The organism is Pseudomonas sp. MF4836 (genome assembly GCF_002018875.1).
GTDB lineage: Bacteria > Pseudomonadota > Gammaproteobacteria > Pseudomonadales > Pseudomonadaceae > Aquipseudomonas.
In genome coordinates, this window is record NZ_MVOL01000004.1 from 84,073 (window position 1) to 108,081 (window position 24,009).

A 24,009-nucleotide genomic window follows, 5' to 3' on the forward strand; every position below is an offset into this window, starting at 1 on the left:
AGCGAGCTGTTTTATTGACGATGGGGAAAAACAGGCCGGCTCCTTGCGGAGCCGGTGGTATGGCGGGGAGTTATTGCGGGTCGTCGGTTTTTTTCTTCAGCTTGGGGTTGGGGAAAAACTGCACCGACTGCACCTTGGCATCCTGCACTTTCAACGCCGTGGTATTGACCCGGGTCCCCAATTCCTTGGGCACCGACAGCCCCTGTTCATTCAGGGTGTCGGAATAGCCGCAGGCCACGCACTCGCGATGGGGCACGTCGCCCTCGCTCCACATCATCAGCCGGTCCGGCTCGCTGCACGCCGGGCAGACGGCCCCGGCGATAAAGCGCTTCTTGGTGATCTTCACGGAACCCTCACTCATGCCGCCGCGTCCTCACTCAGGCCGCTGTGGCGCAAGAGTGCGTCAATCGACGGGGCACGTCCGCGGAAATCGACGAACAGCACCATCGGCGCCTGGGAGCCGCCACGGGCCAGGATCGCCTCGCGGAACGCACGCCCGGTGGCCGGGTTGAGCACGCCTTCCTCTTCGAACCTGGAGAACGCATCCGCCGACAGCACTTCCGCCCACTTGTAGCTGTAGTAACCCGCGGCGTAACCGCCGGCGAAGATGTGCGCGAAGCTGTTGGGGAAGCGGTTGTAGGCCGGCGGACGCATGACCGAGACCTCGTCGCGTATCCCTTCTAGCACTTGCAGCACGCTGCGCCCGTCGCCGTGGGTGGCGTGCAGCTCGAAGTCGAACAGCGAGAATTCCAGCTGGCGCACCATCATCAGTCCGGACTGGAAGTTCTTCGCCGCGAGCATCTTCTGCAACAGGTCCTCGGGCAGCGGCTCGCCGCTCTCATAGTGGCCGGAGATCAGCGCCAGGCCTTCCGGCTCCCAGCACCAGTTCTCCATGAACTGGCTCGGCAGCTCGACCGCATCCCAGGCCACGCCGTTGATACCGGATACGCCGGCATGTTCAACCCGGGTCAGCAGGTGGTGCAGGCCGTGGCCGAATTCGTGGAACAGGGTGGTGACTTCATCGTGGGTCAGCAGCGCAGGCTTGCCGCTGTCGGCCGGGGTGAAGTTGCACACCAGATTGGCCACCGGGCTCTGCAACACGCCGTCCAGGGTGCGGCGACGGTCACGGGCGCCATCCATCCAGGCCCCGCCACGCTTGTTGGCGCGGGCATACAGGTCGAAGAAGAAACGGCCGACGTGCTGGCCGTTCTCCTTGATTTCGAACAGGCGTACATCCGGGTGCCAGGTGTCGAAGCCTTTCTGCTCGGCGATCTCGATGCCATACAGACGCTGCACGATGGCGAACAGGCCGCCCAGCACCTTGTCGATCGGGAAGTAGGCGCGCAGGGCTTCCTGGGCCACGCTGTAACGCTGCTCACGGAGTTTTTCACCGTAGAAGCCGCTGTCCCAGCTTTGCAGGTCCGGGCAGCCCTGTTCGGCGGCGTAAGCCTTGAGCTGCTGCAGGTCCTGGGCGGCAAACGGCTTGCTGCGCTTGGCCAGGTCGCGCAGGAAACTCAGCACCTGGTCGCTGGATTCGGCCATCTTGGTGGCCAGGCTCAATTCGGAGAAGCTGGCAAAGCCCAGGAGCTTGGCCAGTTCCTGACGCAGGTCGAGGATCTGCTCCATCACCGGGCCATTGTCGTTCTGCCCGGCATTCGGGCCCTGGTCCGAGGCACGGGTGCAGTAGGCGGCGTAGATCTCTTCACGCAGGGCACGGTCCTGGGCGTAGGTCATCACTGCGTAGTAGCTGGGGAATTCCAGGGTGATCAGCCAGCCGTCGAGCTCTTTGGCCTGGGCGGCGGCGGCCATTTGCGCCTTGGCCGAGTCGGTCAGGCCGGCCAAGGCCGCTTCGTCGGTGACGTGCTTGGTCCAGGCCTGGGTGGCGTCGAGCAACTGGTTGGAGAAGCGGCTGCCCAGCTCCGACAGTTTGCTCTGCACCTCGGCGTAGCGCTTCTGCTGCTCCGGCGGCAGGTCGATACCCGACAGGCGGAAGTCACGCAGGGAATGTTCGAGGATAGTCTTCTGCGCCACATCGAAACCGGCGGCTTCGGGGCTGTTGGCCAGGGCTTCGAAGGCCTGGAACAACTCGCGGTTCTGGCCCATCTCGGTAGAGTAGGCGCTCAGGGCAGGCAGGCACGCCTCATAGGCTTCACGCAGTTCGGCGCTGTTGCACACGGCGTTGAGGTGGCTGACCGGGCTCCAGGCGGCGCCCAGGCGATCATTGAGTTCGTCCATGGCCAGCACCAGGCCGGCCCAGGTCGGCTGCTGGCCTTGAGTCTTGAGGATCTGCGCGATGGCAACCCGGTTATCCGCCAGGATCTGTTCGATGGCCGGTTGCACATGCTCGGCACGGATCGCCGAGAACGGCGGCAGGTCGTAGGACTGCAGAAGAGGGTTGTTCAGGCTCACGGTTGGCACCTTGGCTGGAAGAAACGTAGCGCCATCTTAATTACAATCGATGCCCACCGCAGCTATCGACCCCATTAATAAATGTCAGAGAGGCAACCCCACGTGGCCATTCGCACCTATCAGCAGCACACGCCGAGCCTCGGTGAACGGGCCTTCGTCGACCACTCGGCGGTGGTGATCGGCGACGTCGAGATCGGCAGCGACAGCTCGATCTGGCCACTGACCGTGATCCGCGGCGACATGCACCGCATCCGCATCGGCCAACGCACCAGCGTGCAGGACGGCTGCGTGCTGCACATCACCCATGCCGGCCCGTTCAACCCCGACGGCTTCCCGCTGCTGATCGGCGATGACGTGACCATCGCCCACAAAGTCATGCTGCACGGCTGCACCGTCGGCAGCCGGGTACTGATCGGCATGGGCAGCATTGTCATGGACGGCGCCCGGGTGGCCGACGATGTGATCATCGGCGCCGGCAGCCTGGTGCCCCCGGGCAAGCAGCTGGAAAGTGGCTTCCTGTATGTCGGCAGCCCGGTGAAACAAGTGCGGGCCCTGACCGACAAGGAGCGCGCCTTCTTCACCTACAGCGCCGCCAATTACGTAAAACTCAAGGACCTGCACCTGGCCGAAGGCTACCACCTGCCTTGAATGCCCTCTGACCCCTTGCCCAGGAAACCCCATGCATTACCAGACCGTTCTATTTGACCTCGATGGCACCCTGACCGACCCACGTGAAGGCATCACCCGTTCGATCCAGTTCGCCCTGAGCAAATTGGGCATCGACGAACCTGACCTGACCCGACTCGAACACTTCATCGGGCCGCCGCTGTTGCAGGCCTTCATGCAGTTCTACGACTTCGACGAGGCCCGGGCCTGGGAGGCGGTGAACTTCTATCGCGAACGTTTCAAGGTCAGCGGCCTGTATGAGAACCGCGTGTTCGACGGCGTTACACCTTTGCTCGAAACCTTGAGCGGCCAGGGCCGGCAGCTGTATATCGCGACCTCCAAGCCTTGGGTATTCGCCCGGGAAATCGCCCGCCATTTCGATTTCGCCAAGCACTTCAAGGTGATCTACGGCAGCGAGCTGGACGGCACCCGCACCGACAAAGTCGAGTTGATCGCCCATTTGCTGGAACAGGAACGCCTGGATCCGGCGAACACCCTGATGATTGGCGACCGCAAGCACGACCTGATCGGCGCCCGACGCAACGGCCTGGACGCGGCGGCAGTGGGCTACGGTTTTGGCAGCCACGAAGAACTGACTGCCGAAGCGCCGGCCTATCACTTCCAGACCCTGGACCAATTGCACCAGGCGTTTTTGCGCAGCTAAGGCCACACCGCCACTTGGCCTGACACACCGCAGTGACCTGATGACGGCCGCTGCGCAGCCGAACGGGAGCAAGCGCCCTCGCCACAAAAAGCCCAGGTGCGGACCACAGAATGCCGCCCCTCGGCGCAAAGCCTCTGGCGCCTTAGAGTTGGGCCAAGCGCCGCAGCTCTGCCTTGCGCTCGGCCGGCGGGCGTTTACCCAGGGTTTGCACCGCATCGTAGAAGGCCGGCCAGTCGCCGCCCACCTGTTTGAACAGGGCGGCAAACGCTGGCACCCACTGGTCGTAAAGGCCGAAAGGCAGCAACCGGGCATTGTTGATCGGGGCGTTGATCCAGGCGTCGTAGCGCTTGTCGCCGTGCCATTGGCTGTCGCGCAGTTGCCGATAGTCCTGACGCAGTTGCTCGAATTGCGCCGCCTTGCGCTCACGCATCTGCTCGGCAGGCAACGCCTGGGCGTACAGATGCTCCAGGCGTTGCCGGGTATCGAGGAGCAACTGGGTAAATTGGTCGCGCTGCTGCACCTGGGCTTCGCTGGCCGGGGGCAAGCCGCGATAGGCGCGCCACTGCCGGGTGCCCTGCTGCTCGACGAAGGTGGCGAAGGACTCATTGAACTCGGTGTCGTCCTGCACGTAAAACCGCTGGTGCGCCAGCTCGTGGAAGATCAGGGTCGCCAGGCGCTCGTCGCCCCAATGCATCATCGAACTGATGATCGGGTCGTTGAACCAGCCCAGGGTCGAATACGCCTCGACCCCACTCACCGCCACATCCATGCCTTGCTGTTGCAACAGGGCCGCCGCACCGCGAGCAGCACCCTGGTTGTAGTAGCCGCGATAGGCCACGCACCCGGCAATCGGGAAGCAATGGGTTTGCGCCTGCAGGGAAAACTCCGGGGTGGCGAACACGTTCCACACCACATAGGGCCGGCCGATATCGGCATACAGGCGGTAACTCTGGTTGTCCGGCAGGTGCAGGTGCTCGCTGGCGAAGGCCCGGGCCTGCTGCGATTGCTCCAGGTGCGCCCGCAGTTGCGGGTCGCGGGCCGGGTCGGCGACCACCTCGGCCACCGGGGTGCGGGCCCGCAACAACTGCCATTGGCCGCTGGCGAGCTGGCTGTAATAACCGACGCTGGCGCAACCGTTGAGCAACAAAAGCATCAGGGCCGGAAACAAAAGGCGCAAAAGAGGATCAAGTAACCCATGGCTTGAACGCGGCCTAATCAAATCGAATCATCCGTCGAGAATCGGTTCGCAAGACTATCTCGCCTGCCTGGAGTTTCGCTATGCGCGTATTGCTGTTGACCACTGGCCTGCTTGCCCTGGGTGGCTGCGCCAGCCTGCCCGACCCGGATCCGGCACAAGCCTGGATCGACCTTCACCCCCACCGCGACACCACCCTGCAGGCCCTGGAGGTCGACGAAAAGGCCGCCGGTGACAAACGCTACTTCGAGGTGGCGCCCGGCAGCCATGAGCTGACCCTGCGTTATCAGTTCGCGGTGCAGCCGACCAATATCGGGCCGGACGCAGAACCGCTGTGGCGCGACTGCCAACTGAGTCTGAAATTCAAGGACTTCAACGCCGGCCAGCGTTATCAGGTGCAGGCCGGGAATATCGGCTTCCGGCCCTGGGCCAAGCTGTATGACGAACAACGCAAAGTCGTCGGCATGGGCCAACCGGCGGGCTGCCAGCGAACCTGATCGGCGCTATGCTTCAGGTCTTTCGTTGATGTGGCCACCCTCATGCGCCAACCTTTGCTCGCTCTCTCCCTGGCCAGCCTTTGTGCCTGTTCCAGCCCCTTGCCCAACGTCGACCCGCAACAGGCCTGGGTCGACCTGGCCGCCCCCGCGCCGGGCGGCAAGCTGGTGATGGCCGAGCGCCTGGACCAGCAGCGTTTGCCCGACGGGCGCTACTTCCAGGTCACCCCGGGCAGTCACGAGCTGACGGTACGTTTCGATTTCGAGATCTATTCCGGTGGCATGGGCATGATGACCGGCACCTCGGAGCGCCTGTGCTACCTGACGGTGCGCTACGACCACTTCCAGGCCGGCCAGCGCTACCGGCTGGAGGCACGCTCCCTGGGCTTCAACGCCAGCGCGCGGCTATACGACGCCCAGCGTCAGCTCGTCGCCGAAGACCGCATGGTCAACTGCGTGCCCTGAACCTGAATGCTTCAGCGATCGTTCTTTTGATAGATGATCTTGCGGGTGCCGTTTTCACAGCTACCGACCACCATGTTGTTGTCGTGGACTTCGTCATTGGTGACGATTTCCAGGGTGTAGGACGCCACCCCCTGGGCCTGGATCTTGGCCTCGATCTCGGCCTTGAGCTCATCGCAGGGCTTGGGTGCCGCCAGGGCCGATGTGGCCAGCGCGCAACAAACAACCGCCAAGGCAAAACGTTTCATGATGTGGAGCTCCCTTGCTGCAGCGCCCATGGTCATGGACTGAAGCCGCAGTCACTCATTCGACCACATTTCGCAGAACCGAGTTCTGACGCGGCGCACCTGCGGATCACTGCGCTGGCTGGCCAGGCCCGCCCCGGGGAGCGGCGCCGAGCATGCCGGCGCGTGACCCCGGGCGCGGCACAGGTCAGCTGATCAGCGTGGCGTCCAGGCTGATCTTGGCATTGAGCACCTTGGACACCGGGCACCCTTCCTTGGCCTTGCGGCTCAGTTCATCGAACTGCTGCTGGCTCGCGCCCGGGATCTTGGCCTTGAGAATCAGGTGCACTGCAGTGATCGCAAAACCACCATCAACCTGGTCCAGGGTCACCTCGGCGGTGGTGTCGATGGCATCCGCCTTGAGCCCGGCATCGCCGAGGATCATGGAAAAAGCCATGGAGAAGCAGCCGGCATGGGCCGCGCCGATCAGTTCTTCCGGGTTGGTGCCTTTGCCCCCTTCAAAACGCGCCTTGAAGCCGTAGGGCGCTTCACGCAAGACACCGGTTTCGGTCGAAATAGAACCGATGCCGGTTTTCAGATCACCTTCCCAATGAGCCGAGGCTTTCTTTTTGATACTCATCTCTGTCTCCTCAAGATCGAGCGCGAGAATTCACGCCCAACGGGTTTGCGCTACACAGGGTTCTGAGGATAGAAGGCCGGACAAAGTTCATCCTGTCTGAATTCACCACCGATCAGAGCGGCAAATTCACGCTGGCTATTGAAACTCGGGTATATGCCCACATTGCATAGACCTGGCTTATTAAATTCGGCAGGTTTTGGTTCATGACAAAAGCCTGCACGCCCTTTGGAGAAGCAGGCTTATGAAACCACTGTCCGACGTCAAGTTTTCCACCCTCGACCTGGTACCGGTACGCGCCGACGGCAGCCCCGCGCAGTCCCTGCGAAACTCCCTGGATCTGGCGCAACATGTCGAGAAGTTCGGCTATAACCGCTTCTGGGTAGCGGAACACCACAACATGGATGGCATCGCCAGCTCCGCGACCTCGGTTCTGCTCGGTTACCTGGCCGGCGGTACTTCGACCATCCGCGTCGGTTCCGGCGGGGTGATGCTGCCCAACCATGCGCCGCTGGTGATTGCCGAGCAGTTCGGCACCCTGGAAAGCCTGTACCCCGGCCGTATTGACCTGGGTCTGGGCCGCGCCCCCGGTTCCGACCAGATGACCGCCCGCGCCCTGCGCCGCGAGCGCTCAGGCAGCGCCGACGACTTCCCCGAGGATGTGGCCGAGCTGATGGCCTACCTCGGCCCACGCACCCCGGAACAACGGGTGATCGCGGTGCCGGGCACTGGCACCCAGGTCCCGGTCTGGCTGCTGGGCTCCAGCCTGTTCAGTGCGCAACTGGCCGGCGAACTCGGCCTGCCTTATGCCTTCGCTTCGCATTTCGCACCGCGCTACATGCATGAAGCGATTCGCGTGTACCGCAACCACTTCAAACCTTCGGCCGTGCTCGACAAGCCCTACGTGATGCTCGGCGTGCCCCTGGTGGCGGCCGATACCGACGAGCAGGCCGATTACCTGGCGACCTCGGTGTACCAGCGCATCCTCGCGCTGATGCGCGGGCAGAGCCTGGTGCAGCGCGCCCCGGTGAAAACCATGGACGGCCTGTGGCTGCCCCACGAGAAAGAAGCGGTGGCGAGCTTCCTCGGCCTGGCCATGGTCGGCAGCCCGGCGAAAATCCGCGCCAAGCTCGAAGTGCTGATCGAACAGACTGGGGCCGATGAGCTGATCTTCACCTGCGACCTGTATGAACACGCCGATCGCCTGCACTCCTATGAACTGCTGGCGCAGGTGATGAAGGGCTGAAGGGTCTTTTCAGGTAATGCGGCGGTGGTGCGCAAGGCCAGCGCTGCCTTCGGCAGTGGCTCCAGCAGGCGGCTGCGCTGACGCGACCCCGCCCCGCCCCTATCTCCCAGGCATAAAAAAACCGACGCCATGGCGTCGGTTTTCTCAATCTGCATCTACAACGTCTCAACCACGTTTGTAGACGATTTCCTTGGTCCCGGCTTCGCACGAGCCCACGACTTTGCCGTCAGCGGCTGCGCCCTTGTCCACCACTTCCAGCGAGTAATGCGTGGCGCCGTTGGCGTCGATCTTCGCGGCGATTTCGCTTTTCAGCTCTTCGCACGGCTTGCCTGCGGCAAGGGCTGTTCCCGCGAGGCTGAACAATGCTGCTGCCAATATTAGTTTCTTCATCGGTCACATTCCCTGGTCGGATCAAAAGGTAAGCATCTGCGCCAGCCTTTCTCAGGCTCAAGACAGCTGTAGCGCTTTGCCATTTCCTATGGCAATCGGCCAGCGCACAAGTTCAAGAGCCTAGTCCAAGCCCTCAACTGTTGGCAATACGAAAGCCAACCTTGAGCGTGACCTGGAAATGCGCCGCCTTGCCGTCCTTGATATGGCCCCGGGTTTCGATCACTTCGAACCACTCCAGGTGCTTGATGCTTTTGCTGGCCTCGGCCAACGCGTTATTGATGGCGTCTTCGATGCTGGAGGGGGACGAACCGACGAGTTCGACTTTTTTGTACGTGTGGTGGTCAGTCATGGCGTGCTCCTTAAGGTTTGAATACAGCCTAGCAGTGATTTTTTGATACCCCTTTTCGGTGCATCGCATACAGCAAAGTTCAGATTAACTGCACTTTCGCCAAGCGCTGGAGTCGGAACCTACACATGCCACTCATCAACCATGCAGGAGAGCCGACATGGCTAACAACTCGTTACGTAAAGCCTCACTGGAAAGTATGGAAGCGGAGATCTCGAGCCTGCTCAAGTCTCTGGAAAGCCTCAAGGACGACGCGTCTGACGAGTCGCGTAAAACCCTCAAGGCCCTGAAAACCAACGCCGAGAGCGCGCTGAAACATTCCCGCAGCCTGCTCAGCGATGCCTATGAAGAAGTCAAAGTGAAGACCCGCGAAACCGGGATCGCCACCCGCGATTACGCCCAGGAACACCCTTGGACCACGGCCGGTGTCGCGGTCGGCGCCCTGGGCCTGCTGGCGGCTTATCTGTTGTGCAAACGCGGCGATTAAGTTGCCTGGCGCAGCTCATTCCTGAGCCACTGCGCCAGTTGCCGGGCGCGCCCATCCGCGGCGCGCTTGGGTAGCCACAACGCCAGTTGCCCCGAGGTTTCACCAAAACCCCACGGGGCAACCAGGCGACCCGCCCGCAAGTCTTCGGCCACCAGCGGCTCTGGCGCAATCGCCACCCCCAGCCCGGCCACCGCCGCCTCCAGCAAATAATACAAATGCTCGAACCCCTGTCCGAACTTCAATGCCTGGGCATCGAGGCCGTTTTGCCGTGCCCAACTGGGCCACGCCTGGGGCCGCGACGTGGTTTGCAGCAAGGCCTGGTCAAGCAATGCGGCAGGCGGCTGTCGACGCAGCTGCTCGTAGCCGGCAAAACGTGGGCTCATGACCGGACCGATGCGCTCGCTGGCCAGTTCGTAGACCTGCATGTCCGCCGGCCACGGTGGCTCGGCGAACACCAGCAGCGCATCCAGCCCCGGGCGCCGCGGGTCGAGATCGCCTTCGCCGGCTGACAGGTGCAGACGCAGGTCCGGCAGGTCGGCGTTCAGCCGCCCCAGGCGCGGGATCAGCCAGCGCGCCAACAGGCTGCCGGAGCACCCAAGGACAAACGGCGCGTCGGCGCCTCCCTGGGTCAGTTCGGCGCAGACCGCGCGCAGCCGCTCAAAGGCATCGTTGCTGGCATCGCGCAGGCGCACCCCGGCATCTGTGAGTTTAAGGCCACGCCCGTCCTTGACGAAAAGGCTCACCCCGAGGTGCTCTTCCAGCACTTTCAACTGCCGGCTGACCGCGCCATGGGTGACGTGCAGTTGCTCGGCCGCCTGGCTGACGCTGCCGAGGCGGGCGGTGGCTTCAAAGGCCCTGAGGGCATTCAGCGGAGGAAGGTCGTGGCTCATGGTATCTGTGAGTTTTCCTGACAGGTTGCGGCGATCTTATCGGTTTTCAGCCTGCCCTGTCAGGGGTAGAGTGAACGCCATTGTCTTCGCATCAATTCACTCTTTTGACCTTCACCGGGAGCTTCCGATGACCCAGACCCCTTTGCGCAACGGTCCTGACACCAACGGCATGTTTGGCTCGTTCGGCGGCCGCTACGTGGCAGAAACCTTGATGCCGCTGATCCTCGACCTGGCCCGCGAGTATGAAATCGCCAAGGAAGATCCGGCCTTCCTCAAGGAACTGGCCTACTTCCAGAGCGATTACGTCGGCCGTCCGAGCCCGCTGTACTTCGCCGAACGCCTGACCGAGCACTGCGGCGGCGCCAAGATCTACCTCAAGCGCGAAGAGCTGAACCACACCGGCGCGCACAAGATCAACAACTGCATCGGCCAGATCCTCCTGGCCCGGCGCATGGGCAAGAAACGCATCATCGCCGAGACCGGCGCCGGCATGCACGGCGTGGCCACTGCCACCGTGGCCGCGCGCTTCGGCCTGGACTGCGTGATCTACATGGGCACCACCGACATCGAGCGCCAGCAGGCCAACGTGTTCCGCATGAAGCTGCTGGGGGCCGAGGTAATCCCGGTCGTCGCCGGTACCGGCACCCTGAAGGACGCGATGAACGAAGCCCTGCGCGACTGGGTCACCAATGTCGACAGCACCTTCTACCTGATCGGCACCGTGGCCGGCCCGCACCCGTACCCGGCGATGGTCCGCGACTTCCAGGCCGTGATCGGCAAGGAAACCCGTGAACAGCTGCAAGCCCAGGAAGGCCGCCTGCCGGACAGCCTGGTGGCGTGCATCGGTGGCGGTTCCAACGCCATGGGCCTGTTTCACCCGTTCCTCGACGACAAGAGCGTCGAAATCATCGGCGTCGAAGCCGCCGGCTACGGCATTGAAACCGGCAAGCACGCCGCCAGCCTGAACGGCGGGGTGCCGGGCGTGCTGCACGGCAACCGCACCTTCCTGCTGCAGGACGACGATGGCCAGATCATCGACGCCCACTCGATTTCCGCCGGCCTCGACTACCCGGGCATCGGCCCCGAGCACGCCTGGTTGCACGACATCGGCCGCGTCCAGTACACCTCGGTGACCGATGACGAAGCCCTGGCCGCCTTCCACCAGTGCTGCCGCCTGGAAGGCATCATCCCGGCCCTGGAAAGCGCCCACGCCCTGGCTGAAGTATTCAAACGCGCACCGACCCTGCCCAAGGATCACCTGATGGTGGTCAACCTGTCGGGCCGTGGCGACAAAGACATGCAGACCGTGATGCACCATATGGAAAGCTCTCAACAAGAAAAATCCCAGCAGGAGAAACACTGATGAGCCGCCTGCAAACGCGCTTTGCCGAGCTTAAGCAACAAAACCGCGCCGCCCTGGTGACCTTCATCACCGCCGGCGACCCGGGCTACGACACCTCGCTGGCGATCCTCAAGGGCTTGCCCGCCGCCGGTGCCGACGTGATCGAGCTGGGCATGCCCTTCACCGACCCGATGGCCGACGGCCCGGCGATCCAGCTGGCCAATATCCGCGCCCTGGACGCCAAGCAAAACCTGGCGAAAACCCTGCAAATGGTTCGCGAGTTCCGCGAAGGCAACAGTGAAACCCCGCTGGTGCTGATGGGTTATTTCAACCCGATCCACCACTACGGCGTGCCGCGTTTCATCAGCGACGCCAAGGCCGCCGGGGTCGATGGCCTGATCGTGGTCGACATGCCGCCGGAACATAACAGCGAGCTGTGCGACCCGGCCCAGGCTGCGGGCATCGACTTCATCCGCCTGACCACGCCGACCACCGACGATGCGCGCCTGCCGAAGGTGCTCAACGGCAGCTCCGGCTTCGTCTACTACGTCTCAGTGGCCGGCGTGACCGGGGCCGGTGCTGCGACCCTGGAGCACGTCGAAGAAGCCGTGACCCGTCTGCGTCGCCACACCGATTTGCCGATCAGCATCGGTTTCGGCATCCGCACCCCGGAGCAGGCCGCGGCCATCGCGCGCCTCGCCGACGGCGTGGTGGTGGGGTCGGCACTGATCGACCAGATCGCCAACGCCACCACCCCCGAGCAGGCCGTCGATGGCGTGCTCAGCCTGTGCGCCTCCCTGGCCGAAGGCATTGGTAAAGCGCGGGTCAGCTGAAGGTAAAGTTCCTGATACAGAGGAATTAGCACCCGAAGTCACAGACTAAATAGCAAGACCCAGGGGTAGGCAGCTCAGGTTGCCTACCCCTTTTTGTTGCTCGCTGTGAGGAAGACCTGATGAAAATGCCCAAACGCCTGATTGCCGGTCTCGGTGTGCTGATGCTCAGTGCCGGCCCGATGCTGAATGTCATGGCCGATCAACGGGGGGACAATGATCGCGGCGGTGATCGCGGCGGCCCGCAACAGGGCCAGCGGGACAATCGTGGCGAAGAGCATCGCGGTCCGCAGAATGATCATCGCGGCGCGCCACCCAGGGATTTCGGCCCGGTGCGCCAGACCATCCGCGATAACCACGGTTACTTCGTGCGGGGTGCGCCACCGCCACCGGGTGTGCACCTGGTGCGTGGCCAGCCGTTGCCACGGGGCTACTACGGCGAGCGCCTGGACAACCGCGCCCTGGCCCACCTGCCGTACTACCAGGGCTACGAATGGCGGCGCATGGGCGGTGACGTGGTGTTGATCGCCATTGGCTCAGGCATCGTCTACGAGATTCTCGATGGCGTACTCAACTGATCGTTTTTTGTCCAATCGCTGACGTCCATCCCCTGACGAGTACCTGCAAGCCGATGAGCGGCTTGCAGGCCTGCTGCGCCTAAAACCCCGACAGATCCAGCGGCCGCACCGCGCCCATCCAGATGGCATGGTCGGTGTGGTCCACCAGGTCATCGCCGGTGTCCGGGTGCAAAAACACCACCAACCCCTTGCGGTTCAGCGCCAGCCACGGCAGCACCACGCCCAGGTACTGCGGTTCGAAGGCCAACTGGCAGCTCCAGTCCGGGTGCGGACCCACCGGACGTTCATGAACCCGGCCCATCTTCAATGAAAACAACTGCGCCGCCTGTTCGCACAAGCTGCGCGCCTGATCGATAGTGCTGGCGTCAAAATAGACGTGGGCGTGATAGCCCTTGATTCGTTGCATCAAAACCCCTCGCGACAAAGTCGAACCCTTGCGACCCGCCACAGGTCACACCTCATACCTGTGGAAAGAAGGAAGCTGCGCCATGAAAAATGCCGAAACCCTGGTGATCAAACTGGTGCTCTATGGTGCCATGAGTAGCCTGGGCAGTGCGCTGATGGCCGAATTCCTGCGCCGCCAGCATGAAGTCATTGCCATCCTCGACGACCTCACCGCCCTCGCGCCGCGCCCCGGGCTGCGGACCAAGAGCGGCGACCTGTTCGACGCCGAACGGGTCAAGCAAAGTGTTGCCGGCGGCGATCTGGTGGTGTGCCTGCTGGACGCGCCCGGCCTGCCTATGGGCAGTGAGCAGGTGGAAAAGCTGCGAATCTGCGATTCCCTGGAGCAGGTCCGGGCCATCGATGCCTTGATCGCCGGGATGCAGGCGACCCAGGTGCAGCGCCTGTTCGTGGTCGGCGACTTCGAGGTGCTCGACAGCACTCAACCCCGCGACCCATTGCAGCATCACGCCGCCCAGGAAATCCTCGATGCATTGCAGACCAGTACCTTGCGCTGGACCCTGGTCAACGCTCCACGCGGCGTGCCGGGCCTTGGCATCGAGCATTTCAGCCAGGTCAGCAGCAGCCTGGAGCCGGGGCTCGCAGAACCCCTGCAGCGACTCAACAGCGTGGCAATCGGGATCGCCGATGAACTGCGGCTGAATCTGCACCTGCGTGAGCATGTGCAATTTGTCAGCTAGGGCAGGGCGCACGCCGGGCCTCACACCGCGATTGACGGCAGCGCCATACCGGTCAGTGACTGGGCGCTGCTGGCCTGCTCGAGCATCAGCCAGTCGACGAAGCGCTGGATCAGGGCCGCGCGCCGTTTGCGTTGCGGCAACACCACGTAATAGCCGTAGCGGGACATCACCGTTTCGCTGATGGGCCGACAGAGCAGGCCCTGGGCCAGCAAGTTATCCACAAGGTGCCGCCAACCGATGGCCACGCCCTGACCGCCGATCGCTGCCTGGATCAGCAGGGTGTAGTTATCGAAACGCAGCTGCCCTGGAGCCGGAGGCGTGGCGATCCCCAGTTCGCGAAACACCCCGCTCCAGTCGAACCAGTGGCTGCTGTTTTCCCCGCGCAGATGCAGCAGGGGCATCTCCAGCAACGCCGCCAGGGGCAAGGGCGCGGCCTGCTCCTTGAGCAGCAGCGGGCTGCACACCGGGAACACTTCCTCGCTGAACAGCCAATGGCTGGTGCCCTGTTTGAAACGCCCGTCGCCAAACAGCACCGCCACATCGATATCGCTGCGCAGCATGGTGTGGCTGCGCTCGCTGGTCACCAGGCTGACATCGACCTGGGGGTTGGCCTGGTGGAACCGATGCAGGCGCGGCATCAGCCAGTAGGCGGCGAAGGCAAAGTCGGTGGCCACCTGCAGCACCTCATGCTGATGCTGGGTGCTGATCGCGCTCAAGCCGGCGTCGATGCTTTGCAAGCCTTCCTGCACCTGCTCGAACAGCGTCGCCCCGGCCTCGGTCAGCTCGATGCCACGGTAGATGCGGTCGAACAGCCGGGTGCCCAGTTGCTCTTCCAGGCGCTTGATCTGTTGGCTGATGGCCGGCTGGGTGGTGCCCAGCTCCACCGCCGCCGCGGTAAAGCTGCGCAGGCGGGCTGCGGTTTCAAAGGCGCGAAACAGATCAAGGGACAGGTCCCCGAGCGCTTCATACATAAGCTGTACTTATCCTAGTCATTGCCCGGCATGGGCTTTACCGCAAAATGCATGGGCTACATGCTCGATCGCAGCACTTTCGCATAACTGCTTACTATGGAATGCCGCGAATACATGAAGCGCAAGAACATTCTTTTCATCATGGCCGATCAAATGGCCGCGCCAATGTTGCCGTTCTACGGTTCCTCGCCCATCAAGCTGCCCAATCTCAGTCGCCTCGCCGCCCAGGGCGTGGTGTTCGACGCCGCGTACTGCAACAGCCCGCTGTGCGCGCCCTCGCGTTTCACCCTGGTCAGCGGCCAGTTGCCGAGCAAGATCGGCGCCTACGACAACGCTGCGGACTTTCCCGCGGATGTCCCGACTTACGCCCACTATCTGCGCCGCCTCGGCTACCGCACCGCGCTGTCGGGCAAGATGCACTTCTGCGGCCCGGACCAGTTGCACGGTTATGAAGAGCGCCTGACCAGCGATATCTACCCCGCCGACTATGGCTGGGCGGTGAACTGGGATGAACCCGATGTGCGGCCCAGCTGGTACCACAACATGTCCTCGGTGCTGCAGGCCGGGCCCTGCGTGCGCACCAACCAGCTGGATTTCGATGAAGAGGTGGTGTTCAAGGCCCAGCAGTACCTGTTCGACCATATCCGCGAAGACGGCGACCAGCCGTTCTGCCTCACCGTGTCCATGACCCACCCCCACGACCCGTACACCATTCCAAAGGCCTTCTGGGACCTGTACCGCGACGACGACATTCCGCTGCCGGAAACGCCACCACAGAGCAGCCAGGATCCCCATTCCCGGCGCCTGCTCAAGGTCTACGACCTGTGGGACAAGCCGCTGCCTGTGGATAAGATCCGCGACGCCCGCCGCGCCTACTTCGGCGCGTGCAGCTATATCGACAGCAACGTCGGCAAACTCCTGCAAACCCTGGAGGACACGGGGCTGATCGACGACACCATCATTGTGTTCTCCGGCGACCATGGCGACATGCTCGGCGAGCGCGGGCTCTGGTACAAAATGCACTGGTTCGAGATGGCCGCGCGGGTGCCGCTGCTGGTCAGCGCTCCCGGTCTGTTCGCCGCCGGGCGGGTCAGCGCGGCGGTCTCGACCGCCGACCTGCTGCCGACCCTGGTGGAACTCGCCGGCGGCGAGCTGGAACCGGGCCTGCCTCTCGACGGACGCTCGCTGGTGCCCCACCTGCAAGGGCAGGGCGGGCACGACGAGGTCTTTGGCGAATACATGGCCGAAGGCACCATCAGCCCGCTGATGATGATCCGCCGCGGCGCCTATAAATTCATCTACAGCGAAGACGACCCGTGCCTACTCTTCGATGTAGCCAACGATCCCCGCGAGCTCGAAGAACTCAGCCAGTCGCCGCAGCATCGGCCGCTGTTCGAGGCCTTCCTCGCCGAAGCCCGGGCCAAGTGGGATATCCCGCTGATCCGGCAACAGGTACTCGCCAGCCAGCGGCGTCGGCGTTTCGTCGCCAGCGCGCTGACCGTGGGCAAGCTGAAGAGCTGGGACCACCAGCCACTGGTCGATGCCAGCCAGCAATACATGCGTAACCACATCGACCTCGACGATCTGGAGCGCAAGGCTCGTTATCCACAACCCTGCCAAAACCAATAACGTAAGGGGAAGAGCATGCAAAGGTTATCCACAGCAGTCGCCATCGGCCTCCTGGCCCTGGGCAGTGCGTCGGCCCGGGCCGATCAGTGCGAAACGGTGAAAATGGCCGATCCGGGCTGGAGCGACATCGCCGCGACCAACGCCATCACCGGTTTCCTGTTGAGCGGCATGGGCTACAAGGCCAAGGTCGATACCCTGGCGGTGCCGATCACCTTTGGCGGTCTCAAGGACGGCCAGGTGGATGTGTTCCTCGGCAACTGGATGCCGGCGCAGCAGGGCTTCTACGACAAGTTCGTGGCCACCGGCGATGTCACCCAGCTGGCGAAGAACCTCGACGGCACCGAGTTCACCCTGGCCGTGCCGGATTACGTGTGGGATGCAGGAGTGCACGATTTTGCCGACCTGAACACCTACGCCGAGGCGCACCCCAAGGACGTCGAGAAGAAGATCTACGGCATCGGCTCCGGCGCGCCGGCCAATATCTCGTTGCAGGAGATCATCAAGAAGAATGACTTCAACCTCGGCCAGTGGAAGCTGGTGGAGTCCAGCGAGCAGGCGATGCTGGCGGAAGTGTCGCGGGCCATGAAGAAACAGAAGTTCGTGACCTTCCTCGGCTGGACCCCGCACCCGATGAACGTGCAGCTGAAAATGCACTACCTCAAAGGTGGCGAGAAGTATTTCGGCGACACCGGCAGCGTCTACACCCTGACCCGCAAGGGTTATGCACAGGCCTGCCCGAACGTCGGCAAGTTGCTGACCAACCTGAGCTTCACCCAGGAAATGGAGAACAGCATCATGTCCGAGGTGGCCAACAAGAAGGTCAGCAATGCGGATGCGGCCAAGGCCTGGATCAAGGCCAATCCGGGGGTGCTGGACACCTGGCTGGAAGGGGTGAAGACCCTCGATGGCAAGGATGCGCTGGCGGCGGTGAAGGCCAAGCTGTAGTGGGCTGGATGGGGACGCTGCACCCTGAAGCGCCAGCGTCCCCATCCCAGCTTTTGAAGGCTGGGCTGAAGCCCGGCGCGCGCGCCATCCTTGGGCAAGCGCCTGGGCAATGCTTTAACCTGACGCCCTTGAATCAATCCACCCGCGAGGAACCATGGCCTGGCCCAACCGCCATTCACTCTTTCCCTTCCTGAGCTGGCTGCCTCGGCAAACCCGCGCCAGCGTCGGACGTGATCTGTTGGTGGGGCTGAGCGGCGCCATCCTGGCCCTGCCGCAATCCATTGCCTACGCCCTGATCGCCGGGCTGCCGCCGGAGTACGGCCTGTATGCCGCGATAGTGCCGGTGCTGATCGCCTGCCTCTGGGGCTCTTCCTGGCACCTGATCTGCGGCCCGACGGCGGCCATTTCCATCGTGCTCTATGCCAGTGTCAGCCCCCTGGCCGTGCCCGCGTCCCAGGACTACATCACCCTGATCCTGTTGCTGACCCTGCTGGCCGGGGTGTTCCAGTGGTTGCTGGGCATGCTGCGCTTTGGCGCCCTGGTGAACTTCGTCTCGCACTCGGTGGTGCTGGGGTTCACCCTCGGCGCCGCCGTGGTAATCGCCCTCGGCCAATTGCCCAACCTGCTGGGGCTGGACCTGCCGAACCAGGCCACCGCCCTCAACAGCCTGCTCTCACTGCTGGGCCACCTCGACGCTGTGGATAAACCCTCCTTGCTGCTCGGCCTGGGCACCTTGTTGTTGGGGGTGGCGCTGAAACTGCTGCTGCCCCGCTGGCCGAGCCTGTTGATAACCTTGGTACTCAGCGCCCTGGTGGTGTGGATGTGGCCCGCGCTGTTCGGCCATGTGCAACTGGTCAGCGCCTTTGTCGGCCAACTGCCACCCCTCAGCCCCCTGCCGCTGGACCTGGAAATGATCCTGCGCCTGCTGCCCAGCGCCGTGGCGGTGGGGATGCTGGGGCTGGTCACCAGTTTGTCGATTGCCCGCTCACTGTCGGCCCGCTCCGAACAATTGCTCGATGCCAACCAGGAAGTGCGTGCACAGGGTCTGTCGAATATCGTCGGCGCGTTTTTTTCCGGCTATCTGTCGTCCGGCTCTTTTACCCGCTCCGGCCTGAGCTACGAAGCCGGCGCGCATTCACCGCTGGCCGGGGTGTTTTCCGCACTGTGGGTGGCGCTGTTTGCCGTGAGTGGCGCGTCGCTGATCGCCCATATTCCGATCCCGGCCATGGCGGGCAGCATCCTGCTGATCTGCTGGGGGCTGGTGGACCATCGCGGCATCCGCGCGTTGTTCCGGGTCAGTCGCGCCGAGTTCGTGGTGATGAGTCTGACCTGCATCGCCACCTTGCTCCTAGAGCTGCAAACGGCGATTTATGCCGGGGTCCTGGCGTCGCTGTTTTTCTACCTCAAGCGCACCTCGCAACCGCGGGTGCAGCAATGGCGCGAGGGTGACGAGGACATCCTGCGGGTTGGCGGCTCGATCTTCTTCGGCGCCAGCCACTACCTGCAAGTGCGCATGCAACGCTGCCACGCGCCACGCCTGGTGATCGAGGCCCAGCACATCAATTTCATCGATTACTCGGGGGTGGAAATGCTGCACCAGGAGGCCAGGCGTCTGCGGCGCCAGGATCGCAGCCTGATCCTGCGCCGGGCGCGCCAGGCGGTGAAGGAGGAGTTGATCAAGCTCGAAGGACCGCAGCATTGCCCGATCCACTTCGAAGACTGACCCCAAGGTTTGACGGGGGCGCTCCCTGTGGCGAGCGAGCTTGCTCGCGCTGGACTGCGCAGCAGGCCCAAAGCCGGGCACCGTCGTCCGTCTGACAGACTTCGAAAGCCGGTTCTACCACCGCTGCGCGGCCGAGCGCGAGCAAGCTCCTCGCCACACTGTTGCAGCCCGTTACTGCGCCAATTGCCGCCGCAACTCAGCCAGCACCGGCGCGCTGTCCGGGCGCACGCCACGCCAGAGGTAGAAGGCTTCCGCCGCCTGCTCGGCGAGCATGCCCAGGCCATCCATCACCTGCGTCGCCCCGTGCTCCCTGGCCCAACGGCAGAACGGCGTGGGTTCCTTGCCGTACATCATGTCGTAGCACAGGGTGTGGCCGGGCTCGATCAGGCTCCCGGCAATCGGCGGCACATCGCCGGAGAGGCTGGCCGAGGTCGCGTTGATGATCAGGTCCACCGACTCTTGCAACCAGTCGAAACCGCTGGCCGACACCGGCCCCAGGTCGGCGAACAACTCCGCCAGCAGCTCGGCCTTTTCCACAGTGCGGTTGGCGATGATGACCGAGGCCGGCTGTTCCGCCAGCAACGGTTCCAGGGCACCGCGCACCGCGCCACCGGCCCCCAGCAGCAGGATGCGCTTGCCCTTGAGGCTGAACCCGGCATTGACCGTCAGGTCCCGGACCAGGCCGGCACCGTCGGTGTTGTCCCCCAGCAGGCGGCCGTCGGCGAGCTTGCTCAAGGTGTTCACCGCACCGGCCCGTTGCGCGCGCTCGGTCAGGCTGTCGGCCAGGCGATAGGCTTCTTCCTTGAACGGCACGGTGACGTTGGCGCCACGGCCCTCGGCGAAGAACGCCCGGGCGCTGCCGGTGAAGTCGTCCAGGGGGGCCAGCAGGGTGTTGTAGTCCAGTTGCTGAGCCGTCTGCTCGGCGAACAGGCGATGGATCAGCGGCGATTTGCTGTGGCCGATCGGGTTACCAAAAACGACGTACTGATCCATCTGCTAAAGCCCTTTTGTTCAAGCGGAACCGGCCAGCCAGTCACGGTCTTGCAGGAAGTATTCGGTCAGGCGTGCTTCTTCGCTGCCGGGCTCGGCTTTCCAGTCATAGCCCCAACGCACCTGCGGCGGCAGCGACATCAGGATCGATTCGGTGCGCCCGCCCGATTGCAGGCCGAACAGGGTGCCACGGTCGTAGACCAGGTTGAACTCGACGTAGCGGCCCCGGCGGAATTCCTGGAACTCGCGTTGCTGGGCGGTGTAGGCCGCAGCCTTGCGGCGCTGGACGATCGGCAGGTAAGCCTCGATGTAGGCGTCACCGATGGCGCGCATAAAGGCGAAGCTGGTGTCGAAGTCCCACTCGTTCAGATCGTCGAAGAACAGGCCGCCAATGCCCCGTGGCTCGCTGCGATGCTTGATGTGGAAGTAGCTGTCGCACCAGGCCTTGTAGCGTGGATAAACATCGGCGCCGAACGGTGCGCAGGCCTTTTCGGCGACACGGTGCCAGTGCACGCAGTCCGCTTCATTGCCGTAATAGGGGGTCAGGTCAAAACCGCCACCGAACCACCAGACCGGCTCTTCGCCTTCTTTCTCGGCGATGAAGAAGCGCACGTTGGCGTGGGATGTCGGCACGTGAGGGTTGTGCGGGTGGATCACCAGCGACACGCCCAGGGCCTCGAAACCGCGACCAGCCAGCTCCGGCCGGTGGGCACTGGCCGAAGGGGGCAAACCGCTGCCGAACACGTGGGAAAAGTTGACGCCGCCTTTTTCGATCACCGCTCCGTCGCCAATCACTCGGGTGCGTCCGCCACCGCCGGCCGGGCGGGTCCAGGCGTCCTCGATGAAGCGTGCGCCGCCGTCTTCGGTTTCCAGCGCAGCGCAAATGCGGTCTTGCAGGTCGAGCAGGTAGGCTTTTACGGCCTCGGTGCGGGTAGTCATGGCATCACCTTGAATCGGGGCAAAGCTACGCGGCGCTAGGGATGAAGCAGGGGCCGGCGCAAATGGGCGCGTAGCATAACACTGCACCCCGGCCTGCCGCAGTTGACGAAGGTCAAGCAGAGGAGTCCGATAGAACACTTTCGCGACACGACCGAGGAGAGAATGCAGATGGCCAAACGTATCCAGTTCCGTGCCCATGGCGGCCCCGAAGTACTTGAATATGCGGACTACCAGCCCGCCGAGCCGGGTCCCCAACAAGTCCGTGTCAGCAACAAGGCCATCGGCCTGAATTTTATCGACACCTATTTCCGCAGTGGCCTGTATGCGCCGCCGAGCCTGCCATCAGGCCTGGGCGCCGAAGGCGCGGGCGTGGTCGACGCAGTGGGCACCGAGGTCACCCAGTTCAAGGTCGGCGACCGTGTGGCCTATGGCAGCGGCCCCCTGGGCGCCTACAGCGATGTGCATGTGCTGCCGGCGGCGAACCTGGTGCACCTGCCGGACTCCATCAGCTTCGAACAGGCGGCGGGCGTCATGCTCAAGGGCCTGACCGTGCAATACCTGTTGCGCCAGACCTACGAGCTCAAGGGCGGCGAAACCGTGTTGTTCCACGCGGCGGCCGGTGGCGTCGGCTCCCTGGCCTGCCAATGGGCCAAGGCCCTGGGGGTAAAACTGATCGGCACCGTCAGTTCGCCGGAAAAAGCCGCCATCGCCAAGGCATTGGGCGCCTGGGAGACCATCGACTACAGCCATGAAGACGTGGCCAAGCGCGTGCTGGAACTGACCGACGGCAAAAAGTGCCCGGTGGTCTACGACGGCGTGGGCAAGGACACCTGGCTGACCTCCCTGGACTGCCTGGCGCCACGCGGGCTGATGGTCAGCTTCGGCAATGCCTCGGGCGCAGTGGAGGGGGTCAACCTGGGAATCCTATCGGCCAAGGGCTCGCTGTACGTCACCCGGCCGACCCTGGCGAGCTACGCCAACAACGCGCAAAACCTGCAACTGATGGCTGATGACCTGTTCGCGATGATTGCCAGCGGCAAGCTGAAGATTGAGATCGGCCAGCGTTATCCACTGTCCGACGCCGCCAAGGCCCACACCGAATTGTCGGCGCGTCGTACCACCGGCTCGACCATTTTGCTGCCCTAAACCCGGCAGGTGCGTGGCGCGAAACAACCACGGCAGGCGTATGAATCCATACATGACCTGGCTAAGTGCGGAGCGCTGCGCACTCAATACAGAGACTCACCACACCGTGGAATATCCATTGATGGAGCCCATATAAAAGCCGATTAGAAGACAAGTCTTGCTCCTCGGCCGTATTACTTTAGCCTCGCCCTGCACAATAGACTTTTACCCTAGTGGTCAGGGCGAACGACCGGGGCCCTTGGGGGTAAAGTAAATTTATTACGAACTCCCGATTGCCGCTCATTCCTCGTTACTTCATTACCGTCCGGGGCGACGTCAAGATTTAAAGTGTATCTCCAAATATTATCAAGACCTCAAACACCACGGACGGGAAAACCAACGCCACGCTCACTGTCTGCATCGACATTCTGTGAATGGACGCAAGGCGCGCCAGGCACGGTTTTACATGCCTGCACCCTAGTTCTACCAACAGGACTTGTCTGAAAAAAATCCAGAAACATAAGTCGCACACCATTCAAAAATCAAAACCTGTTAGGATTTTGCCTCCTAATAACTGTAATTAGAAATGCAGAAGACAGATGATGATTTTTCATAAAAAAAGATATTCCCATGCAGTATAAAAGAATACTGATCGCTGCTTTCCTGCCCACACTTTTTCTACCCAGCCTCGCTTATTCCAATCCGCTCAACGCTCTGTGCCGCAGCAGCCCGAACGCCTCTGCAGGTAACAATCAAGCTGAAATACGTTTGACGAGCCTGAAACCGTTCAATGCAGTACCTGTCAATGGCGTATTAGGTACTGCCAACATGACCGGTTCTCTTATATGCGGCGGTAGCAACGGTAGCAGCATGTGGGGCAAAACCTTTGTCATACAAGGTTTCCCCAATAGCGGAGAAAGTGGATACGTCTGCAAGACACAACTAGACGGTGTTGGTATTCGTTATAGAAATGCTGACGGCGGTGGATATACACCCTGTAGCCGTTGGGGGGAATTTTTCAAAATAACAAACGTGGTCAATGGCCAAATATACACCATGAATACTCCACTCGTAGCCGAGCTTATAAAGACCAAGGAAAATACAACCCTACCCCCTGGTACTCATGATGTATTGATTGATCCAAAAAACTCACTCACTTCCTTCTGGCCAGGGACAACTAACAGTAGTGCCTGGGGCAAAATTGTGTTTGTGGCGAATACCAAGTTGCTGGTCAACCCGTGTCACTTCAGCAGTGCGCAAACTAACGTCAGATTTGGAACTGTGCAGGTAGATGATGTGGCAAGAGGGGCTGTAGAAAGGCCGTTCAGGCTTGAGTTCAGTGGTTGTGGCATCCAGAGTAACGCGGAATACTTCAACAACGTTGCATCACTTCGTTTTCTTTCAGCAAACATACGTGCTGATGGCAACCTCGATACCATCCCCTGCGAGAAAGGGTGTGCGAAGGGCACCGTCATTGAAGTGAAGCCTGAAGGGGGCGTAGCTATCAACCTAAATGAAAAGTTCAGACTGAAGAATGGAAACTACAGTATTGGCAATGACACGATCACCCATCAGTTCGTCGCCAAACTTAAACCTGCGACTGCGTCGTCAGTCATTACGCCCGGGCGCACGGACGCCATACTCACCCTAATCATCGATTCTCTCTAGACCGCGCTCGCCTGCAT

Annotated in this window: 27 protein-coding genes; 15 read left to right on the forward strand and 12 right to left on the reverse strand. The window is 62.4% G+C overall.

Annotated features, from left to right (window positions below; all coding sequences use genetic code 11):
* Nucleotides 1-70 precede the first annotated feature (70 nt).
* Together MF4836_RS10525 and prlC are read right to left on the reverse strand one after the other, a co-directional pair.
* Entirely contained in the window at nucleotides 71-361 is a 291-nt protein-coding gene (locus MF4836_RS10525; RefSeq protein ID WP_020295007.1) for a YheV family putative zinc ribbon protein, read from the reverse strand.
* Nucleotides 358-2,409, reverse strand: a complete 2,052-nt coding sequence (gene prlC, locus MF4836_RS10530; protein ID WP_078470288.1) for an oligopeptidase A — start codon at nucleotides 2,407-2,409, stop codon at nucleotides 358-360. Before prlC ends, MF4836_RS10525 begins: the two co-directional genes overlap by 4 nt.
* Before the next feature lie 102 nt (nucleotides 2,410-2,511).
* Here prlC and MF4836_RS10535 point away from each other — a divergent pair, with 102 nt between their 5' ends.
* Both MF4836_RS10535 and MF4836_RS10540 read left to right on the forward strand, forming a co-directional pair.
* Complete coding sequence (locus MF4836_RS10535) at nucleotides 2,512-3,057, forward strand: gamma carbonic anhydrase family protein (protein WP_078470289.1); 546 nt, start codon at nucleotides 2,512-2,514, stop codon at nucleotides 3,055-3,057.
* Nucleotides 3,058-3,088: 31 nt separating this feature from the next.
* The gene (locus tag MF4836_RS10540) at nucleotides 3,089-3,739 is read left to right on the forward strand and encodes an HAD family hydrolase (protein WP_078470290.1); all 651 of its coding nucleotides are present in this window, start codon (nucleotides 3,089-3,091) and stop codon (nucleotides 3,737-3,739) included.
* A 142-nt stretch (nucleotides 3,740-3,881) separates the two neighbouring features.
* On the opposite strand, the gene MF4836_RS10545 is transcribed toward MF4836_RS10540, so the two are convergent.
* Nucleotides 3,882-4,958 carry an aminopeptidase gene (locus MF4836_RS10545; protein ID WP_078470291.1) on the reverse strand — a complete coding sequence of 359 codons (1,077 nt, stop codon included), beginning with the start codon at nucleotides 4,956-4,958 and terminating at the stop codon, nucleotides 3,882-3,884.
* A 59-nt stretch (nucleotides 4,959-5,017) separates the two neighbouring features.
* Between MF4836_RS10545 and MF4836_RS10550 the strand changes: the two genes are divergently transcribed.
* Together MF4836_RS10550 and MF4836_RS10555 are read left to right on the forward strand one after the other, a co-directional pair.
* Nucleotides 5,018-5,431, forward strand: coding sequence for a PA0061/PA0062 family lipoprotein (locus MF4836_RS10550; protein WP_078470292.1), 414 nt, complete (start codon nucleotides 5,018-5,020; stop codon nucleotides 5,429-5,431).
* A gap of 42 nt (nucleotides 5,432-5,473) precedes the next feature.
* Entirely contained in the window at nucleotides 5,474-5,893 is a 420-nt protein-coding gene (locus MF4836_RS10555; protein ID WP_078470293.1) for a PA0061/PA0062 family lipoprotein, read from the forward strand.
* Nucleotides 5,894-5,904: 11 nt separating this feature from the next.
* Here the strand turns inward: MF4836_RS10555 and MF4836_RS10560 are convergent, their stop codons facing one another.
* Nucleotides 5,905-6,138, reverse strand: coding sequence for a DUF1161 domain-containing protein (locus tag MF4836_RS10560; RefSeq protein ID WP_020295000.1), 234 nt, complete (start codon nucleotides 6,136-6,138; stop codon nucleotides 5,905-5,907).
* Nucleotides 6,139-6,322: 184 nt separating this feature from the next.
* Nucleotides 6,323-6,754: an OsmC family protein gene (locus MF4836_RS10565; RefSeq protein WP_078470294.1), complete on the reverse strand. Its 432-nt coding sequence runs from the start codon at nucleotides 6,752-6,754 to the stop codon at nucleotides 6,323-6,325.
* A 241-nt stretch (nucleotides 6,755-6,995) separates the two neighbouring features.
* Here MF4836_RS10565 and MF4836_RS10570 point away from each other — a divergent pair, with 241 nt between their 5' ends.
* On the forward strand, nucleotides 6,996-7,997 hold the full coding sequence (locus tag MF4836_RS10570; RefSeq protein WP_078470295.1) for an LLM class flavin-dependent oxidoreductase: 1,002 nt from the start codon (nucleotides 6,996-6,998) through the stop codon (nucleotides 7,995-7,997).
* Between the two features lie 165 nt (nucleotides 7,998-8,162).
* Here the strand turns inward: MF4836_RS10570 and MF4836_RS10575 are convergent, their stop codons facing one another.
* Entirely contained in the window at nucleotides 8,163-8,387 is a 225-nt protein-coding gene (locus MF4836_RS10575; RefSeq protein WP_078470296.1) for a DUF1161 domain-containing protein, read from the reverse strand.
* 133 nt (nucleotides 8,388-8,520) lie between these two features.
* Nucleotides 8,521-8,736, reverse strand: a complete 216-nt coding sequence (locus MF4836_RS10580) for a dodecin (protein WP_078470297.1) — start codon at nucleotides 8,734-8,736, stop codon at nucleotides 8,521-8,523.
* A 157-nt stretch (nucleotides 8,737-8,893) separates the two neighbouring features.
* Here MF4836_RS10580 and MF4836_RS10585 point away from each other — a divergent pair, with 157 nt between their 5' ends.
* The gene (locus MF4836_RS10585) at nucleotides 8,894-9,220 is read left to right on the forward strand and encodes a DUF883 family protein (RefSeq protein ID WP_020294995.1); all 327 of its coding nucleotides are present in this window, start codon (nucleotides 8,894-8,896) and stop codon (nucleotides 9,218-9,220) included.
* Here MF4836_RS10585 and MF4836_RS10590 read toward each other — a convergent pair.
* Entirely contained in the window at nucleotides 9,217-10,110 is an 894-nt protein-coding gene (locus MF4836_RS10590) for a LysR family transcriptional regulator (protein WP_078470298.1), read from the reverse strand. The two genes, MF4836_RS10585 and MF4836_RS10590, sit on opposite strands and share 4 nt — an antisense overlap.
* A 127-nt stretch (nucleotides 10,111-10,237) precedes the next feature.
* On the opposite strand from MF4836_RS10590, the gene trpB reads away from it, so the two are divergent.
* The 3 genes from trpB to MF4836_RS10605 all read left to right on the forward strand — a co-directional run bounded on the left by trpB (nucleotide 10,238) and on the right by MF4836_RS10605 (nucleotide 12,860).
* The gene (gene trpB, locus MF4836_RS10595) at nucleotides 10,238-11,473 is read left to right on the forward strand and encodes a tryptophan synthase subunit beta (RefSeq protein WP_078470299.1); all 1,236 of its coding nucleotides are present in this window, start codon (nucleotides 10,238-10,240) and stop codon (nucleotides 11,471-11,473) included.
* Nucleotides 11,473-12,285, forward strand: a complete 813-nt coding sequence (gene trpA / locus MF4836_RS10600; RefSeq protein WP_078470300.1) for a tryptophan synthase subunit alpha — start codon at nucleotides 11,473-11,475, stop codon at nucleotides 12,283-12,285. The genes trpB and trpA overlap by 1 nt, the downstream gene beginning before the upstream one ends.
* A 119-nt stretch (nucleotides 12,286-12,404) precedes the next feature.
* Complete coding sequence (locus MF4836_RS10605) at nucleotides 12,405-12,860, forward strand: anti-virulence regulator CigR family protein (RefSeq protein ID WP_078470301.1); 456 nt, start codon at nucleotides 12,405-12,407, stop codon at nucleotides 12,858-12,860.
* A 79-nt stretch (nucleotides 12,861-12,939) separates the two neighbouring features.
* Here the strand turns inward: MF4836_RS10605 and MF4836_RS10610 are convergent, their stop codons facing one another.
* On the reverse strand, nucleotides 12,940-13,266 hold the full coding sequence (locus MF4836_RS10610) for a DOPA 4,5-dioxygenase family protein (RefSeq protein WP_078470302.1): 327 nt from the start codon (nucleotides 13,264-13,266) through the stop codon (nucleotides 12,940-12,942).
* Between the two features lie 82 nt (nucleotides 13,267-13,348).
* Between MF4836_RS10610 and MF4836_RS10615 the strand changes: the two genes are divergently transcribed.
* Nucleotides 13,349-14,002, forward strand: a complete 654-nt coding sequence (locus MF4836_RS10615; RefSeq protein WP_078470303.1) for an NAD(P)-dependent oxidoreductase — start codon at nucleotides 13,349-13,351, stop codon at nucleotides 14,000-14,002.
* Nucleotides 14,003-14,022: 20 nt separating this feature from the next.
* On the opposite strand, the gene MF4836_RS10620 is transcribed toward MF4836_RS10615, so the two are convergent.
* A complete protein-coding gene (locus MF4836_RS10620; protein ID WP_078470304.1) occupies nucleotides 14,023-14,973 on the reverse strand; it encodes a choline sulfate utilization transcriptional regulator in 951 nt (316 codons plus the stop codon).
* 114 nt (nucleotides 14,974-15,087) lie between these two features.
* Here MF4836_RS10620 and betC point away from each other — a divergent pair, with 114 nt between their 5' ends.
* The 3 genes from betC (at nucleotide 15,088) to MF4836_RS10635 (ending at nucleotide 19,270) form a co-directional block, all read left to right on the forward strand.
* Nucleotides 15,088-16,602: a choline-sulfatase gene (gene betC, locus MF4836_RS10625; RefSeq protein WP_078470305.1), complete on the forward strand. Its 1,515-nt coding sequence runs from the start codon at nucleotides 15,088-15,090 to the stop codon at nucleotides 16,600-16,602.
* 15 nt (nucleotides 16,603-16,617) lie between these two features.
* Nucleotides 16,618-17,547 carry a choline ABC transporter substrate-binding protein gene (gene choX, locus MF4836_RS10630; protein WP_078470306.1) on the forward strand — a complete coding sequence of 310 codons (930 nt, stop codon included), beginning with the start codon at nucleotides 16,618-16,620 and terminating at the stop codon, nucleotides 17,545-17,547.
* Nucleotides 17,548-17,701: 154 nt separating this feature from the next.
* Complete coding sequence (locus tag MF4836_RS10635) at nucleotides 17,702-19,270, forward strand: SulP family inorganic anion transporter (protein ID WP_078470307.1); 1,569 nt, start codon at nucleotides 17,702-17,704, stop codon at nucleotides 19,268-19,270.
* 171 nt (nucleotides 19,271-19,441) lie between these two features.
* On the opposite strand, the gene aroE is transcribed toward MF4836_RS10635, so the two are convergent.
* Both aroE and hemF read right to left on the reverse strand, forming a co-directional pair.
* Nucleotides 19,442-20,263 (reverse strand): shikimate dehydrogenase, encoded by an 822-nt coding sequence (aroE, locus tag MF4836_RS10640; RefSeq protein ID WP_078470308.1) that lies wholly within the window; start codon nucleotides 20,261-20,263, stop codon nucleotides 19,442-19,444.
* An 18-nt stretch (nucleotides 20,264-20,281) separates the two neighbouring features.
* The gene (gene hemF / locus MF4836_RS10645) at nucleotides 20,282-21,199 is read right to left on the reverse strand and encodes an oxygen-dependent coproporphyrinogen oxidase (protein WP_078470309.1); all 918 of its coding nucleotides are present in this window, start codon (nucleotides 21,197-21,199) and stop codon (nucleotides 20,282-20,284) included.
* Nucleotides 21,200-21,367: 168 nt separating this feature from the next.
* Here hemF and MF4836_RS10650 point away from each other — a divergent pair, with 168 nt between their 5' ends.
* Entirely contained in the window at nucleotides 21,368-22,345 is a 978-nt protein-coding gene (locus tag MF4836_RS10650) for a quinone oxidoreductase family protein (RefSeq protein ID WP_078470310.1), read from the forward strand.
* A 609-nt stretch (nucleotides 22,346-22,954) separates the two neighbouring features.
* Entirely contained in the window at nucleotides 22,955-23,992 is a 1,038-nt protein-coding gene (locus MF4836_RS34975; RefSeq protein ID WP_153050227.1) for a hypothetical protein, read from the forward strand.
* Nucleotides 23,993-24,009 lie beyond the last annotated feature (17 nt).

Excerpts from the sequence above, each read along its gene's own strand:
- MF4836_RS10575 (WP_078470296.1), bottom strand. The coding sequence starts at position 8,387 with ATGAAGAAACTAATATTGGCAGCAGCATTGTTCAGCCTCGCGGGAACA.
- MF4836_RS10565 (WP_078470294.1), bottom strand. The coding sequence starts at position 6,754 with ATGAGTATCAAAAAGAAAGCCTCGGCTCATTGGGAAGGTGATCTGAAA.
- MF4836_RS10540 (WP_078470290.1), top strand. The coding sequence starts at position 3,089 with ATGCATTACCAGACCGTTCTATTTGACCTCGATGGCACCCTGACCGAC.
- MF4836_RS10605 (WP_078470301.1), top strand. The coding sequence starts at position 12,405 with ATGAAAATGCCCAAACGCCTGATTGCCGGTCTCGGTGTGCTGATGCTC.
- MF4836_RS10635 (WP_078470307.1), top strand. The coding sequence starts at position 17,702 with ATGGCCTGGCCCAACCGCCATTCACTCTTTCCCTTCCTGAGCTGGCTG.
- MF4836_RS10525 (WP_020295007.1), bottom strand. The coding sequence starts at position 361 with ATGAGTGAGGGTTCCGTGAAGATCACCAAGAAGCGCTTTATCGCCGGG.
- trpB (WP_078470299.1), top strand. The coding sequence starts at position 10,238 with ATGACCCAGACCCCTTTGCGCAACGGTCCTGACACCAACGGCATGTTT.
- MF4836_RS10555 (WP_078470293.1), top strand. The coding sequence starts at position 5,474 with ATGCGCCAACCTTTGCTCGCTCTCTCCCTGGCCAGCCTTTGTGCCTGT.
- betC (WP_078470305.1), top strand. The coding sequence starts at position 15,088 with ATGAAGCGCAAGAACATTCTTTTCATCATGGCCGATCAAATGGCCGCG.
- MF4836_RS10570 (WP_078470295.1), top strand. The coding sequence starts at position 6,996 with ATGAAACCACTGTCCGACGTCAAGTTTTCCACCCTCGACCTGGTACCG.
- trpA (WP_078470300.1), top strand. The coding sequence starts at position 11,473 with ATGAGCCGCCTGCAAACGCGCTTTGCCGAGCTTAAGCAACAAAACCGC.
- MF4836_RS10610 (WP_078470302.1), bottom strand. The coding sequence starts at position 13,266 with ATGCAACGAATCAAGGGCTATCACGCCCACGTCTATTTTGACGCCAGC.
- MF4836_RS10585 (WP_020294995.1), top strand. The coding sequence starts at position 8,894 with ATGGCTAACAACTCGTTACGTAAAGCCTCACTGGAAAGTATGGAAGCG.
- MF4836_RS10580 (WP_078470297.1), bottom strand. The coding sequence starts at position 8,736 with ATGACTGACCACCACACGTACAAAAAAGTCGAACTCGTCGGTTCGTCC.
- MF4836_RS10590 (WP_078470298.1), bottom strand. The coding sequence starts at position 10,110 with ATGAGCCACGACCTTCCTCCGCTGAATGCCCTCAGGGCCTTTGAAGCC.
- hemF (WP_078470309.1), bottom strand. The coding sequence starts at position 21,199 with ATGACTACCCGCACCGAGGCCGTAAAAGCCTACCTGCTCGACCTGCAA.
- MF4836_RS34975 (WP_153050227.1), top strand. The coding sequence starts at position 22,955 with ATGCAGTATAAAAGAATACTGATCGCTGCTTTCCTGCCCACACTTTTT.
- MF4836_RS10560 (WP_020295000.1), bottom strand. The coding sequence starts at position 6,138 with ATGAAACGTTTTGCCTTGGCGGTTGTTTGTTGCGCGCTGGCCACATCG.
- aroE (WP_078470308.1), bottom strand. The coding sequence starts at position 20,263 with ATGGATCAGTACGTCGTTTTTGGTAACCCGATCGGCCACAGCAAATCG.
- MF4836_RS10620 (WP_078470304.1), bottom strand. The coding sequence starts at position 14,973 with ATGTATGAAGCGCTCGGGGACCTGTCCCTTGATCTGTTTCGCGCCTTT.
- MF4836_RS10550 (WP_078470292.1), top strand. The coding sequence starts at position 5,018 with ATGCGCGTATTGCTGTTGACCACTGGCCTGCTTGCCCTGGGTGGCTGC.
- MF4836_RS10650 (WP_078470310.1), top strand. The coding sequence starts at position 21,368 with ATGGCCAAACGTATCCAGTTCCGTGCCCATGGCGGCCCCGAAGTACTT.
- choX (WP_078470306.1), top strand. The coding sequence starts at position 16,618 with ATGCAAAGGTTATCCACAGCAGTCGCCATCGGCCTCCTGGCCCTGGGC.
- MF4836_RS10615 (WP_078470303.1), top strand. The coding sequence starts at position 13,349 with ATGAAAAATGCCGAAACCCTGGTGATCAAACTGGTGCTCTATGGTGCC.